Source organism: Clostridium sp. (genome assembly GCF_029267215.1).
In the GTDB taxonomy this organism is placed as follows: domain Bacteria; phylum Bacillota; class Clostridia; order Clostridiales; family Clostridiaceae; genus Sarcina.
This window is the reverse complement of the sequence record NZ_JARIDH010000081.1, coordinates 88,911-104,335: the sequence shown is the minus strand read 5'-3', so window position 1 is coordinate 104,335 and position 15,425 is coordinate 88,911. Positions and strand designations below refer to the sequence as shown.

Here is a 15,425-nt window from a genome sequence, read left to right as displayed (position 1 = left end):
GAGTTTCATTGAATATGGAAGAATAATAGCGTTAAGAAGCGAAGTTGTTTGACCAACGGGAGTTTCTTCGCTTTAGCTATTATTCTGGAATATTCAATAGAAACTCTCTGCGCAATTAAGTAGGTCTTAAGGGATAGCTAAAATCAACACTCTCTTAAAACAAAACCAAACTTTAACTTTGATTAATATCTAGTATCTTCTAATCCACAGAATGCATCTACAGAATTTATTCCTTTAAATTCTGAACGTCCCATCATTTTTTCAACTAAGATTTTAAGAGTAAACTCTTTAGAATCATAAGCATTTATATAAGTTCTAACTTGAGGAACATCAGCTAAATGGAATGGGCATTGTAATGAAACAAATATTGTAGGTATTTCATGTACATAAAATGGAATATCTGGAGTTCCTTTACTAGCTAACCATTGAAGACGTTGATCTGTACTTGGATTTACATCTGCAAAATTTATTATTAAATCATACTTAGAAGTTAACTCTGACAATGGTCTTTTACCAGCATAAGCATTCATAAGCTCTTTTTTCATTTCTTCTGGTGGTAATTTTAATGCTTTTTCTATTGCTGATTCGTAAATTTCAACCTGAAAGCCTTCCTTTTCTAATAATTCTTTAACAACTTGAACTGGGCTTTTTCCAGCTCCCATCATAGCTGTAATAAGCTTACCAAATCCTCCATCATGCCCTTTAGCATTTACTAATAATACTCTCTTTGTTTTTTCTGGAGAAATTGGGAATATATCTTGTTTATTCTTTACTAATGTTATTCCATTATCAGCAATTTCTAATGCTGGTTTTTTATTTTCTTCCATTCCTATTTTAGCCATTGCTTCTTCTTTTGGCTGCATTATTTCAGTTTTAGCTTTTTTATGTAATCCAAGCTTAGCTTTTAACCCTAAAATTCTTCTTAATGCATCATGAAGTCTTTCTTCTGTTATAATTCCTTTTTCATATCCTTCCATCATCCATTTAAAATCTTCATCTGGATCATTAAAGAATAAGAATAAATCACATCCTGCTGAAATTGCCTGTGGTATCATTTCACTACGTTTCATAGCTGAAGTCATAGCAACCATATGAGAAGCATCTGTTACTACTAATCCATTAAAATTCATTTTACCTTTAAGTAAGTCTGTTATTATGTATTTACTTAATGTCGCAGGCATATTTAATTCTTCAATTGTAGCTTCCTTATTAAATTCTTTTACGTATTGTGGTAAAGCAATATGTCCAGCCATTATTGACGGAAGACCAGCCTCTATTAATCCTGAATAAACTTTTCCAAAAGTTTCATCCCATTCTTTAGTAGATAAAGTATTTGGAGCAAAGGATAAGTGTTGATCTCTTTCATCCACACCATCTCCTGGGAAATGCTTAGCAGCTGGCATAATTCCACTTTCCATTATTCCTCTCATATATTCTAATGAAAAATTTAATACCTCATCTGCATATTGAGAATAACAACGACTTGATATTATAGGATTTCTCCAGTTCATATTTATATCAACAACAGGGGCAAAGCTCCAGTTACATCCTATGGAAGCTGCCTCAACTCCTGAAATACGCCCCATTTCATAAGCATACTTTGGATCATTTGTTGCTCCTATTTTAACTTGGTTACCAACATAAGTTCCATCTGTACAAGCTCCATTTCCACCAGCCTCTGTATTAGCTGCAATTAATAAAGGTATCTTACTGTTTTCTTGTAAAATTCTATTTTGGTCATATACTTCTTCTGCCTTAGCAGGGTTATAACGAACGGCTCCTATATGATAATTATCTAAAACACTCTTTAAATATTCTTCTTCACGGCTAGCCCCCATATTAACAAATAATTGTCCAATTTTTTCTTCTATAGACATATTTGAAATTGTATCTTCTACCCATCTTATAGCTTCATCATCTAAATTATATGGTTTAACTTTTAAATTTGTCATTACTATTTCCTCCAATATTTATTAATAAGTTGATATATTACATTTATATATGTAATACATCAACTTATTTAAATTTTTTAAATTTATTTTTAAACTACATTTACTTTTCTGCTATTTAAAGTTTCATTAACTTCTTCAACTTTCTTTTTAGATAAGTTAAATATAAACATAAGTGATAATAATGATATTGTTAATCCAACAAAGTTAGTTCCACAAATTATATTTTTAATTCCAACTCCAACTGATTCAGCTTGTTGCACTGCTCCTGCCTCATATCCTAAAAGTCCAAGAGCAAATCCTCCAATCCCACCTGAAATAGCTTGAGATAATTTTCTAAATAATGAATATGTTGAATATACTGTTCCTTCATTTCTTTCACCACTAATATATTCTTGATAATCAATAGCATCTGCAATCAATGCCCATGTTAAAGCACTTACAATACCATTTCCTATTCCTGCAGTCATTGTAAATCCAATATAAACATATGGATTAGTTATTGGAGAAATGAATAAAAATCCATAAACCAAAGCAGATAACAAAGTTCCAGCACAGGCCACTTCTTTTTTACCAAATTTCTTAACTAATTTTCCTATGAATGGAATAACAATTAATGCAGGTAACATTGAAGCCATTCCACTAACTGCAATTAAATTTGTATTCTTAAAATACTCTTTAAATAAATATGCATTTAATCCAATTGTAATAAACATACTTGCACACATAGCAAATGATGATAATGAAATTCCTACAAAGGCTCTATTTTTCAATAATGTCTTTAATGAATTCTTAACATTTGATTTATTTTCAGAATTTTTTTCAGTAACTATTCTTTCTCTAGTTAATCTAAATGTATATACAAAGCATATTGAACATATTATGGCAAATAAAATAGCACATTTTAAAAATCCATTTGCTGTTGCTACATTGTCCTTATAAATTAAACCTGGAACAAAAAGCATTACTATTATTCCTGAGATCATTCCACCTATGCTTCTGAAAGTAGATAATGCTGTTCTTTCCTCTGGATTTCTTGTCATAACTGATGATAATGAACCATATGGAATATTAACAGCCGTATATAACATACCAAATAAAATATATGTTATATATGCATAAGGTAATTTCATATTTTCAGGTAATCCTGGTATTTTAGTAAATACAAGTATTCCTACTAAAAGCATTGGAATACCAAATCTAATTAAATAAGGTCTAAATTTACCATATTCACTTGTCCCAGTTTTATCTACAATAACACCCATTATAGGATCATTTATTGCATCCCATATTCTAGCTACTATAAAAAGAGTTCCTACAGCCGCTGCACTTATTCCTAATACATCAGTATAAAAAACCATTAAATATGTTGTTACAAATTGAAAGAATGTTCCACATCCTACATCTCCCAATGCATATCCTATCTTATCACCCATATTAAATTCTTTAACTTGTTTTTCTTTTTTATTTATTAAGTTAAGAAGCATATCCCTTTTCCCCCTATTTTATTTAATATAAAATATATAAATACGTTTACACCATTATTTGCATGGGTGTATATCAAAATATCTTTTTAAAATATCTTTCACAATTCCAATAACATATATTTTGTGTTATTTCCCCTAATATTTCTTCATCATAAGGATATTGTCCACTTTCAACTAAATTTCCTAAATAATTGCATAATATTCTTCTAAAATATTCATGTCTTGTATATGATAGAAAACTTCTTGAATCAGTTACCATTCCCACAAATTGACTTATAAGACCTAACTGAGATAAGGCCATCATTTGTCTTTCCATTCCATCTTTTTGGTCATTAAACCACCAACCTGATCCAAATTGAATTTTTCCAGCTACCTCTCCATTTTGAAAATTACCAATCATAGTTCCAATAACTTCATTATCTTTAGGATTTAAACAATATAAAATTGTCTTTGGAAGTTTATCTTCTCTGTCTAACTCATTTAATATTTTTGAAAGTGAATATGCTATTTCTCCATCATCAATACTATCAAAGCCTGCATCTGCTCCCACTTTATTAAACATTCTTGTATTGTTATTTCTTAAGGCACCTATGTGAAGTTGCATTACCATTTTTCTTTCTGAATACATTTTTCCAAGAGCAATTAATAATGCAATTGAATATTTTGAAGCCTCTTCATCCGTTATATGATGATTATTTAATGCTTTAGTAAATATATTGTTAATTTCTTCACATGAATAATTATAAAAAACAACTCTTTCTAAGCTATGATCAGTAATCATACATCCATTTTCATAAAAATAATCTAATCTAACTTCTAAAGCCTTAATTAAATCATAAAAGGATTTAATAGAGATATTACTTACTTCTGATAATTTATTTATGTATTCTACAAATCCATCATTTTTTATCTTCATTGCTTTTTCTGGTCTAAAGCTTGGATTAACTGAACATTTAAATGTTTTATCCTCTTTTATTTGTTTATGATATTTTAAATCATCTATAGGATCATCAGTAGTTCCAATATAAACTACATTTGACATTTCAATTAATTTCTTTGAGGTTAATTTATTTTCTTTTATTGATTTATTAGCTTTATTCCAAATAATCTCAGCTGTCTTTTCACTTAATATTTCATCAATACCAAAAAATCTTTTAAGTTCTAGATGTGACCAATGATAAATAGGATTTCCTATTAAATAAGGCATCATTTTAGCAAACTGATAAAACTTATCATAATCACTGGCATCTCCAGTTATATATTTTTCATCTATACCAAAGCTTCTCATAGCTCTCCACTTATAGTGGTCATGGTATAGCCACATTTCTGTTAAGTTTTTAAACTCATGATTTGTGGCTATTTCCATAGGAACCAAGTGACAGTGATAATCATAAACTGGCACTTTTGAAGCGTAATTATGGTATAAAACTTTTGATACTTCATTTTCTAATAAAAAGTCTTTATCCATAAATTTCTTCATATTTTCTCTCCTTGAAATTAATTATTCTTACTCTTTTTAATTGCTTCTATTAAGCCATTAATATAAACTGCACCTAAAGCTCTATCATATAATCCATATCCTGGTCTACCAGTTTCTCCCCATATCATTCTTCCATGATCTGGTCTGTAAGGACCTTGAAAATCATAATCACAGTAAGCTTTAACAATTTCATAAAAGTCTAAAGATCCTGACTCTGATAAATGAGCTACTTCATTAAAACTACTATCTCCTGTTATTTTTACGTTTCTAAGATGAGCAAAGTGTATTCTGTTTCTTTCTTTACCAAAGTAATTAATCATTTCAACCATATCATTAACTTTTGTACATCCTAAAGAGCCTGTACATAATGTAATTCCATGATAAGGACTATCATATAAATCTATAAATCTCTTTAAGTTTTCAAAATTAGTTATGATTCTTGGAAGTCCAAATATTCCCCATGGTGGATCATCTGGATGTATTGCCATTTTCATTCTCACTTCATCTGCAACCTTCATTATTCTTTGGATAAAGTAATTTAAATTGCTCCATAATACCTCTGAATCTATATCTTTATATTGTTCTAATAATCCTTTAAGACCGCCTTCTCCATAAGAAGTGTCCCAACCTGGTAATTCTAATTCACCTAAAGCAGGATCCATCTTTTTAACTTGCTCTTCATCATATATTAAACAAGTTGAACCATCTTCTAACTCATAATTTAAATCAGATCTTGTCCAATCAAATACTGGCATAAAGTTATAACATATAGTATCTACACCAGCCTCTGCTAAGTTTCTAATTGTTTGTATATAATTATCTATATACTTATCTCTACTTGGTAAACCAAGTTTTATATCCTCATGTACTGGTACACTTTCTATTACAGAAAGCTTTAATCCATGACTTTCTATTTCTCTCTTTAATTCTAAAATTCTATCTAACGGCCAAACTTCTCCAACTGGAATATCATATATAGCCGTAACTATTCCTTTCATTCCTGGTATTTGCTTGATGTATTCAATTTTAACTGGATCATCTTTTCCATACCATCTGAATGTCATTTCCATAGTTTTTCCTCCTTAATTACTATTTTTAAAATTTACTTAAAAGAAATTAAAATACTAGTATACTAGTTTTCTCAAAAATTTTTAAACCAAAACTTTTTCTATTTCACACAAACTAAAGTTTTAGCTTTAATTTTTTCTATTTTCTCTACAAAAGTTCTAGCAGTGTTTTCTATATCTTCAAGTGAACCCTTAAATAAAGATCCTCCAACTCCTACACAAGAAACTCCATTTTCAAACCATTCCTCAATATTATCTACTGAAACTCCACCTGTTGGCATTATTTCAACATTAGGAATTGGTGCCTTTATTGCCTTTATATATTTTGCTCCAAACACTTCTGCTGGGAATAACTTAATCATTTTATTGTCAGTATCAATAGCTTTCATTATCTCGCTTACTGTCATACATCCTGGTAAATAAAGAACCTCCATCTCTTTACAAACCTTATTTACTTCTTCGCTATATCCTGGACTTACAACATATTTTGCTCCTGCTAAAATAGCATCAGAAGCCATTTTACCATTTAAAACACTTCCAACTCCAACTAAAGCCTCTTCATTTGAACTATATTCCTTTATAAGTTCACATACATTTGGTATTGTGTAAGTAAGTTCTAATGATTTAATTCCACCTTTTAAACAAGCATCCATGTAACCTCTAGCTTCTTCATGACTTTTTCCTCTAACTACAGCTACTATTCCATTTGCTTTTAATTCATTTAAAACCATTATTTTTTCCTCCCTATACCCCTGAATAAGCTGAAAATGCTCCATCTACTGGAATAACTACTCCATTTACAAAGCCTGATGCTTCTTCAGATACTAAATATAATAATGTTCCTATTAATTCATCAGCTTCACCAAATCTTTTCATAGGTGTACTATTTAATATTTTTTCAGTTCTAGGAGTTGGTGTTCCATCTTCATTAAATAATAATTTTTCATTTTGAGCTGTAACGAAAAATCCTGGTGCTATTGCATTTACTCTTACACCAACATGTGACATATGTACTGCAAGCCATTTTGTGAAGTTGCTTACTGCAGCTTTTGCTCCTGAATATGCTGGTATTTTAGTAAGTGGTGTAAATGCATTCATTGATGATATGTTAATTATTGTAGTTCCTTCTCTACCAATCATATCCTTACTAAATTCTTGTGATGGAAGCAATGTTCCTAAGAAATTTAAATTAAATACAAACTCTACTCCTTTAGGATCTAAGTCAAAGAATGTAGTTAAATCCTCATTATTTAAATCTTCCATATCTAAATATTCCTTAGTAGTAGTTCCTTTTGGATGATTTCCACCTGCTCCATTTATTAATATGTCAACTTTGCCAAACTCTTTAAGAATCACTTCATGGGCTTTTCTTAAACTTTCTTTATCTAAAACATTAGAATCAATTCCAATTGCTATTCCGCCTTTTTCATTTATCTCTTTTGCCTTTTTATCACAAGGCTCTTGTCCTAAAGCTAAGATAGCAACTTTTGCTCCACACTTTGCAAGGGCATCTGCCATAGCTCCACAAAGTACTCCTGTTCCCCCTGTTACAACACAAACCTTATCTTTTAAATCAATGTTAAATGGTAATTTCATTTTAATTCCCCTTTCAATCGCTATACTTGTATACTAGCATATTAATATATCAACTTCAACACTTTTATGTAAACATTTTAATTAACATATTGTAAATAATTTACCTTTTAATTACTTTTAAACCATTTATATATTTACTTGTTATTTTAAAACAAAAAAGAAACAATATACATAAATAAATTCTAAATTATTTGTGTATATTGTTTCTTTTTTTAATCATAATATTAAACTATATAACTTATTATTTCTTCATCTTCTTTTATTAATTTTTCCCATTGTTTAACAGGATCCTTAATATGTTTTGAGACAACCTCTTCAATATTATCCACATCTTTATTTTTTATAATATCTAAATAGGTTTTATGTTGGTCTATTAGAAATTCTTTTTTTAATTTCTTTTCTGCAAGCAATCTCATTCTATTGTAATGTGTACTTATATTACAAATAGATTCCCATACATTAGGTTTATTTATTCCAACAAACAATAATTTATGGAACTCTTTATCTAAATTATGGAACTCAAGTAAATTTTCCTTTTTTTGAGTTATTAAATTCTGAGCAAACAAACAGGTTTCCATCTCCATAAATGTATTTTCAGAAAAGTTTTCACAAGCCTCTTTAAGTGCTTCTTTTTCTAGATTATATCTAATAAAAATAGCTTCTTCTATTAGTTTTAAATCTATTAAAGAAACATAAGTTCCAGCTTGAGGCTTAACTTCTATTAAATTTTCAGCCTTAAGTCTTATTAATACTTCCCTTATAGGGGTTCTTGATATGCTTAATTTTTTAGCTAAATCAGACTCACTTAATAATTCACCTGGTTTTAATTCTAAGCACATAATATTATCTTTTAATACTCTATAAGCATAGTCTTTACTAGTTTCTTTGTCTATTTTTTCATAAAGAATCATTTTTTCCGTTGCCAAACTCTATAAACATATATAACTCTTCATTGACAACGATATTCACCACCTTCCATTATTTTATTCATTGCATATTTGTCACTAACTTTTTATTTTTCTTTAAGACTTTTTTAAACCTTTTAACATCTTTGATTTTCTTGAAATCTTTAAAAGTCATGCTATTAAAAAGCTAAATCTTTATCTAACTAAAACTGTCATTTTGAAATACTTTGGATACATGATAAAAAACCAAAGCAATGGGCTTAAAACCTCTGACATAAGCCCCTGAGGTTTACACCCTCAAACTATAAAATAATGTTTAGATTTTCTCATATCTATCTAGTACACTAGTATGTCAAATTATATCACAAAAAAATTATAAAAACTATATATTATGCCTATATGTCCTTACATTCCACAACCTATTATCTAAGTCCTAAAAATAGTTTTAAAAGTTTATCCCTTTTGCATGACATAATTTATTATGAACCTATGACCATAATAACTAATTTAAAATATCAACTTATCTCTTTACATTACATATCCCATTATCTATAAATGAATTAATAGTTTCTTCATCAACAATATTTATATCACCTATTATTGAATGCTTTAAAGAACTTGCACAAGTTCCAAACTCTATAATTCTTTTATTGTCCATTTCATTTAAAATTCCATGCAATATACCTGCTGTGAAAGCATCTCCTCCACCAACTCTATCTAATATATCAAAGGTATATGAATTTGATTCAAAAAGTTCATTACCATCATATAAATACCCTTGTAAAGTATTATTATTTATTGAATTTACAGTTCTTTTAGTACATGCAGCATATTTTAAATTAGGATATTTTTCAAATAAATTTTTATAATGACATCTTAATTTCTCATTGAATTCTAAATCATTATCATCAAATTTTAATATATTTACCATATCTAAATAGCCTAAAAAAGCAAAATCTATGTATGGTAAAATTTCTTCTAATACCTCTTTAGCCTCTTCTATTGACCATAACTTAGATCTATAATTTGAGTCATAAGAAACTAATATGCTCTGCTCTTTACATTCTTTTACAATATCTATAATTAATTCTTTTAAATTATTGCTTAAAGCTGGAGTTATTCCTGATAAATGAACTAATCCAACACCTTTTAACATATCTTTTATATTAAATTCATCCTTTTCTGCCAAGGATATTGCTGAATATTTTCTATCATAAATAACCTCAGTACTTCTAAGTCCATGTCCAACTTCACAGTAATAAACACCTAATCTACCTTCCCCTAAAACAACATCATCCACATCTACATTATACCCTCTAAATTTACTTATTACTTTCTTTCCTAAATAATTATCTGGAAGTTTTGTTATAAATTTAGTATCATGTCCTAATATAGCAAGGCTTGCTATTACATTAGCCTCTCCTCCAGAATAAACAGCCTCAAAAGAATTTGATTGCATTATCTTTTGTTTATTAGGAGGGGTAAGCCTTAGCATTATTTCCCCAAAGCCTAATACTTTTTTGCTTTTAAATCCTAAATTCCCCATATAAAAACTCCACCTTTATTTAATTTTTATAGATTTTTCTTAGATAAATTAGACTTAAATTCATCTATAACTTTTTCTTGATATTCTTCTCCATATAAATTATTAAAGAACTTGTGTAAAGCTTCCTTTGAAAATCTATTCCATGATTCCTTTTCCTTTCTAACCATTATTGGATAGAATAAAACTTCATTTTCCTTAGCTGACTTAAGGTCTCCTAAAGCATCACCAACCATTAATACATTTTTTCTATTATATCCTTTTTCAATAAGTTTTCCTATGCAATAAGCCTTAGAGCCAATATTTTGAGTTAAAACTATATCAACATTCTCTAAAAGATTATGTTTACTCCACTCATCTAAAACAGCTTTCTCATTTGCAGAAGATACTATGGCTATATCTGCTTTATTTTTAGCTTCTAATATGGCTTCCTTTACCCCTTCAAATGGAAGTTTTTCATCATCTTCTAATAAATCAATTGACTTATTTACCTCCTTTGACCACTCTAAAGCTTTTTTTAGACATATATTATTAGTTTTTTCTATTTCACACTCTAAAGATTCATTTGAAAGTTCTTTAGTTTCTTCAGTCCATCTTACAAACTCATCTAAGCCTTCAATTTCCTTATGTTTTTCATTAACTTCTATAAGTGCTAATGCTAACCCTTTAAATCTGTTTATTCCTCTTGTTAATGTGTAAAGATTAACTTCATTCCATCTATATAATATACTTTCTTTCCATTCATCAAGATTCCACTCTCTTATCATACATGGTCCAAAACATTTTATATGTTTTATGTCCATAGTATCTATTGCACATCCATCAGAATCTATGCATATAAGAAAATCCTTTTGCTTTTTAAATTCATGTAATATATTACTCATCATTTCTCCACCTACTGTTAATTATTTTAATATATTGTTCTGTTTTAAAAGGGTGTTGATTTAAAACAGAGCCTAATATATAAACTTATCATTTTATACTTGTATACTAGCATATTAGTATTTTAATTTCAATATTATTTGAATTTGTTTTCAATTATTATATATAATTAACAAAATAAGTAAACATATAACTTTTCTCAAAGAATTTTAATCATATTCTATAAACAAAAGGGGCTGTATCAAAATATAATAACAAAACTTATTTTGATACATGCCCATTTTTATTTTATTAGTCTGTTTTAAAATCAATACTATCTTAAAGCATAATATATTTTTATATAGCCCCTATAAAATTTTTGCTTATTTAAATCATATTGTTTGCTTATTTCTATTTGTTCTTTTTAACTTTATTAAATTTTGAATTTAAGTCAAGTAATTGTTCCTTTGTAAGACTTACTTCAGCAGCCCCAAGAAGAGTTGAAAATCTAATAACTGTGAATCCTCTAAGCATTTTTATCATATCTTCTGAAATACCAGTTACTTTCTTTTCTCCTCCCATCATAAGTCCTACTAAAGGAGAAATAAAGTCCATGAAAATCTTATTTGCTTCTTCTGAATCCATAATTTCAGATATTTTATCGTTAATGGAGAAATATCCCTCTGGTGTAGTTATATCAAACCAGTTTAAAATTGCCCCATTCTCTTTTAAACGATATTCCTCATTAAAAGTCTCTACTTTACGAATAAAACTCTCATCTTTACATTGTCCAGCCATAGCCACTAAAGTAGTTTCTCCATTATTAGGAACTTCAAAATAAAAGAAATGTTCAGGAGAACTTTGCTTTCCAAGACTCTTTCCATTTGAAAATAACTCTACTTCAGGTTGGTTTGAATAAACAGTAACCTTTGTAGTTTCTTCTACCCTATCAACATATCTCTTTCCACAAATATGAACAAATGGTTCATCTGATAACCAAGCTTTATAAGCATAAAATGAATCCTTTTTATATTTACGATCAAAAGTAACTAATCCTTTATGGTTTTGTCCATTTTCTCCACCTTCATTACGTGAATCTGCCCCAAAATCAAACATATTCCATACATGTGTTGCCCATAAATATTTTCTATTAAATAATTGTTTTATTAATTCCTCATGATAATAAGCTTGGTATTCCTCTGTATAATCCCCTTGTTCTGGGTTAGATGTATGCCAATTTAATGCTTCACAACCATATTCACTACATCCTATTGGAATATTTGGATACTTTTCATGGAAATTATCAAACCAAGGCCCATTTTCAGATGTATCTCCCCCATACCATCCAAAATAATGATTATAAGATACTGTATCTGGAATTTGAACATATGGATCATCTATTTTACACATAGATACACAAGCCATTGTTGTAAGTCTTGTTTTATCCATTTCATGTACTAAATCATTTAAAATAACATGATTTTCTCTTAAATCTTCATCAGAAGGTCCTTGCATTGTTATTTCATTAGATAATCCCCAAACAACAATTGATGGATGATTATAGTTTTGAACAACTAATTCTTTCATTTGTGATATTGTGTTTTCTCTACCCTTTGGCATATGCATAGAAATATAAGGAATCTCTGCCCAAACAACCATACCTTTTTCATCACATAGATCATAGAAATATTGATCATGCTGATAATGAGCAAGACGGATTGTTGTTGCTCCCATTTCACATATCATATCCATATCTTCTTCATGATGTTCAGGAAGTAATGCATTTCCTATTCCCCATCTATCTTGATGACGAGATACTCCTCTTAAAGGATATTCCTCTCCATTTAATATAAATCCAAGCTCAGGATCAATTTTAAAAGTACGACATCCAAATCTAGTGCTAACATTATCTAAAATTTCCTCTTCTTTTAAATATACTTCAGCACTATATAAATATGGATCCTTTTTACCATGCCATAAGTGAACATTTTCAACCTCAAATATAACCTTTGTTTCCTTTGCATCTGTTTCTTTTTGTAAAATTACATTTCCATCTGCATCCTTTAATATATATTCTAACTTTTGATTTTCCTTAATATTTTTAACAAAGACTTCCACAGAAACCTTAGCATCTTTTCCTACTATTTCTGGAGTTACCATAATAGCTGGAGAGCCATAATATTCTAAATCAAAGTGTGAATTATTAACTGCAATAATATTTACATCACGATAAATTCCTCCGTAGAAAGTAAAATCTGCATGTTGTGGATATACTCTATCATTTTTAGAATTATCAACTTCAACTACTACTAGGTTTTTATCTTCTAAAACATCAGTAATATCTACTCTCCATGTAGAATATCCTCCATGATGCTGTGCTAATTTCTTTCCATTAACATATAAAATTGCTGAAGAATTTGCTCCTAAAAATTCTAAATAATATTTATCTCCCTTTGGTAACTCTGCTCTTTCTAATTCCTTCGCATAATAAGCTGTACCTCTATAAAGATCATTTCCACCATCTTGTCCATCTATATCATTCCAAGTGTGAGGCAATGTAACAAAATACCATCTCTCTGGCATAACACTTGGTACTTCTGTAGCTTCCTTTGAAAAAGCCCATTTTTTATTAAAATTATATATTTTTCTCATGTTTTCCTCCCCCTAAATTCATATAAATACAAATTCAAATATCGTTTTCATATATATTTTAATTATAACTAAAAAAAACTTTTATTTATTCATATATCCGTCTATAATATTTACATATCCGCGATTTTTGTATTTTTTTATAAGGTTCTGTTTTAAGAAAGTTTTGATTTTAGCTATCTCTTCAGACCTACTTAATTGCGCAGAGAGTTTCTATTGAATATTCCAGAATAATAGCTAAAGCGAAGAAACTCCCTTTGGTCAAACAACTTCGCTTCTTAATGCTATTATTCTTCCATATTCAATGAAACTCTAAACTGCTTATTAAGATGGTCATAAAGTTCTATCTAAAATCAATACTTGTTAAAAACAGAGCTTTTTATAGATTATATTGCTAAATTTTTCTTATATAAGGAGATTCAATTATGAAATTAGATGTTTTAAATTTTATACAAAAGTTACTTTCTAAATGTATTCCAGTTAAGGTTAATTACATAAAAGAAATAAAGTTAGAATCCTTTAATTTTGAAGAAAGCTCCGATTTTTCTTCTATGATAAATTTTCATCTTTATGAATGCTTAAAACAGTATTCTAAAAAATGTAAAAACTCATCAATAACTAATATTATAACTCCATTTAACACTCAATATTATGCCTTGTGCCTCTCTAAAGAAGAGGATAACCATCTTTTAATAGGGCCTTTTTTAGAAAATCCACTACCTGATAATTTAATTTTTTCTATTATAAATAATTTAAAACTTAACTTAAATCATACTAATAAATTTAAATCATATTATCAAAGTTTACCCTATATTGATGCCTCAACCCTATTTGAAATTTTATCAACTATAAATGAATATATTACAGAAACTCCTCTTTCCCCTAAGGTTGATACTTTAGATTTAAGTATTCTTCCAAAGGAAAATTCTAGTTATGAATTGTTTGTAGAAAATATAAATCGTAGTTCTATGTATAAAACTATTGAAAATAGATATGCTGATGAGGAAAAATTATTGTCTTATATTACAAAAGGGGATGTGATGCTTGCTCAATCTTTCTTTGAAAAATATGATTTAAAATGTTTAGAGATTATAAGGATTAATGACTCCATAAGAAACACAAAAAACCTTTTGCTTAGCACTAATACCCTATTTCGTAGAGCTTCATATTTAGGTGGGGTTCACCCAATATATTTAGATGAATTATCAGCAAAATGGGCAATAAAAATAGAAAAAGCATTGTCATTTGAAGTTCTTAATGACATTCCTCTTCAAATGATACGTTCTTATTGTATTCTTACTAAGGAACATTCACTTTCAAAATATTCACCTATTGTAAAACTAACTCTTGAATTTATTAATTTAAATCTTTCATCTAATCTTACAGTAAAAAAAATTGCCTCTGAAATAGGCTTATCACCAGATTATCTAACTCGCTTATTTAAGAAAGAATTAGGAACAAATATTATTACTTTCATTAACAAAAAAAGAATTTATACCTCATTAAAACTATTAAAAACTACTGATTTATCTATTAGTGAAATTGGTGATTTAATTGGCTTAAATAATACTTCTTATTTCTATACTCTCTTTAAAAAAGAAATAGGAATGTCCCCAAATCAATATAGAAAAAGTTTAGAGTCTGAATAATAAAAGACAAAAATAAAAAGCATAAATTTTTTTCTCTACATCGTGAATTTTTTCTTTTTCAATAGCTTTACTATATACTTAATTTATTACTAATATTTTAATACATATTTTACTTAAATTTGTAATATAATATAATTATGTAAAATATGAGGAGTAATTATTATGGCTTTTTTTAAAAATAACCTATATATATTAATAATATTTATATTTTCTTTAACCATATTTATACTCAATATGGT

The 15,425-nt window shown here is 28.4% G+C and carries 11 protein-coding genes; 1 reads left to right on the top strand and 10 read right to left on the bottom strand.

Annotated elements, in window-relative coordinates; translation table 11 throughout:
* Nucleotides 1–182: 182 nt before the first annotated feature.
* The 10 genes from Q1K13_RS12780 to Q1K13_RS12735 all read right to left on the bottom strand — a co-directional run bounded on the left by Q1K13_RS12780 (nt 183) and on the right by Q1K13_RS12735 (nt 13,540).
* Nucleotides 183–1,952: a glycoside hydrolase family 3 protein gene (locus tag Q1K13_RS12780; protein WP_300351622.1), complete on the bottom strand. Its 1,770-nt coding sequence runs from the start codon at nt 1,950–1,952 to the stop codon at nt 183–185.
* Between the two features lie 89 nt (nt 1,953–2,041).
* Entirely contained in the window at nt 2,042–3,436 is a 1,395-nt protein-coding gene (locus Q1K13_RS12775; RefSeq protein WP_300351620.1) for an MFS transporter, read from the bottom strand.
* A 73-nt stretch (nt 3,437–3,509) separates the two neighbouring features.
* On the bottom strand, nt 3,510–4,916 hold the full coding sequence (uxaC, locus tag Q1K13_RS12770) for a glucuronate isomerase (RefSeq protein WP_300351617.1): 1,407 nt from the start codon (nt 4,914–4,916) through the stop codon (nt 3,510–3,512).
* 17 nt (nt 4,917–4,933) lie between these two features.
* Complete coding sequence (gene uxuA, locus Q1K13_RS12765) at nt 4,934–5,986, bottom strand: mannonate dehydratase (RefSeq protein ID WP_300351614.1); 1,053 nt, start codon at nt 5,984–5,986, stop codon at nt 4,934–4,936.
* Between the two features lie 98 nt (nt 5,987–6,084).
* Entirely contained in the window at nt 6,085–6,714 is a 630-nt protein-coding gene (gene eda, locus Q1K13_RS12760; protein ID WP_300351611.1) for a bifunctional 4-hydroxy-2-oxoglutarate aldolase/2-dehydro-3-deoxy-phosphogluconate aldolase, read from the bottom strand.
* 13 nt (nt 6,715–6,727) lie between these two features.
* Complete coding sequence (locus Q1K13_RS12755; RefSeq protein ID WP_300351609.1) at nt 6,728–7,579, bottom strand: SDR family oxidoreductase; 852 nt, start codon at nt 7,577–7,579, stop codon at nt 6,728–6,730.
* A 224-nt stretch (nt 7,580–7,803) separates the two neighbouring features.
* Nucleotides 7,804–8,490: a GntR family transcriptional regulator gene (locus Q1K13_RS12750; protein ID WP_300351632.1), complete on the bottom strand. Its 687-nt coding sequence runs from the start codon at nt 8,488–8,490 to the stop codon at nt 7,804–7,806.
* Nucleotides 8,491–9,004: 514 nt separating this feature from the next.
* Nucleotides 9,005–10,030 carry a sugar kinase gene (locus Q1K13_RS12745; RefSeq protein ID WP_300351607.1) on the bottom strand — a complete coding sequence of 342 codons (1,026 nt, stop codon included), beginning with the start codon at nt 10,028–10,030 and terminating at the stop codon, nt 9,005–9,007.
* 26 nt (nt 10,031–10,056) lie between these two features.
* Complete coding sequence (locus Q1K13_RS12740) at nt 10,057–10,911, bottom strand: HAD family hydrolase (protein ID WP_300351605.1); 855 nt, start codon at nt 10,909–10,911, stop codon at nt 10,057–10,059.
* A 388-nt stretch (nt 10,912–11,299) separates the two neighbouring features.
* On the bottom strand, nt 11,300–13,540 hold the full coding sequence (locus Q1K13_RS12735) for a glycoside hydrolase family 2 protein (RefSeq protein WP_300351602.1): 2,241 nt from the start codon (nt 13,538–13,540) through the stop codon (nt 11,300–11,302).
* A gap of 422 nt (nt 13,541–13,962) precedes the next feature.
* On the opposite strand from Q1K13_RS12735, the gene Q1K13_RS12730 reads away from it, so the two are divergent.
* Nucleotides 13,963–15,186, top strand: coding sequence for a helix-turn-helix domain-containing protein (locus tag Q1K13_RS12730; protein ID WP_300351599.1), 1,224 nt, complete (start codon nt 13,963–13,965; stop codon nt 15,184–15,186).
* Nucleotides 15,187–15,425: the final 239 nt, after the last annotated feature.

What these genes read in the sequence shown, in the direction of transcription:
- Q1K13_RS12780 (WP_300351622.1), bottom strand. Translation starts at nt 1,952, where the DNA reads ATGACAAATTTAAAAGTTAAACCATATAATTTAGATGATGAAGCTATA.
- Q1K13_RS12775 (WP_300351620.1), bottom strand. Translation starts at nt 3,436, where the DNA reads ATGCTTCTTAACTTAATAAATAAAAAAGAAAAACAAGTTAAAGAATTT.
- uxaC (WP_300351617.1), bottom strand. Translation starts at nt 4,916, where the DNA reads ATGAAGAAATTTATGGATAAAGACTTTTTATTAGAAAATGAAGTATCA.
- uxuA (WP_300351614.1), bottom strand. Translation starts at nt 5,986, where the DNA reads ATGGAAATGACATTCAGATGGTATGGAAAAGATGATCCAGTTAAAATT.
- eda (WP_300351611.1), bottom strand. Translation starts at nt 6,714, where the DNA reads ATGGTTTTAAATGAATTAAAAGCAAATGGAATAGTAGCTGTAGTTAGA.
- Q1K13_RS12755 (WP_300351609.1), bottom strand. Translation starts at nt 7,579, where the DNA reads ATGAAATTACCATTTAACATTGATTTAAAAGATAAGGTTTGTGTTGTA.
- Q1K13_RS12750 (WP_300351632.1), bottom strand. Translation starts at nt 8,490, where the DNA reads ATGATTCTTTATGAAAAAATAGACAAAGAAACTAGTAAAGACTATGCT.
- Q1K13_RS12745 (WP_300351607.1), bottom strand. Translation starts at nt 10,030, where the DNA reads ATGGGGAATTTAGGATTTAAAAGCAAAAAAGTATTAGGCTTTGGGGAA.
- Q1K13_RS12740 (WP_300351605.1), bottom strand. Translation starts at nt 10,911, where the DNA reads ATGAGTAATATATTACATGAATTTAAAAAGCAAAAGGATTTTCTTATA.
- Q1K13_RS12735 (WP_300351602.1), bottom strand. Translation starts at nt 13,540, where the DNA reads ATGAGAAAAATATATAATTTTAATAAAAAATGGGCTTTTTCAAAGGAA.
- Q1K13_RS12730 (WP_300351599.1), top strand. Translation starts at nt 13,963, where the DNA reads ATGAAATTAGATGTTTTAAATTTTATACAAAAGTTACTTTCTAAATGT.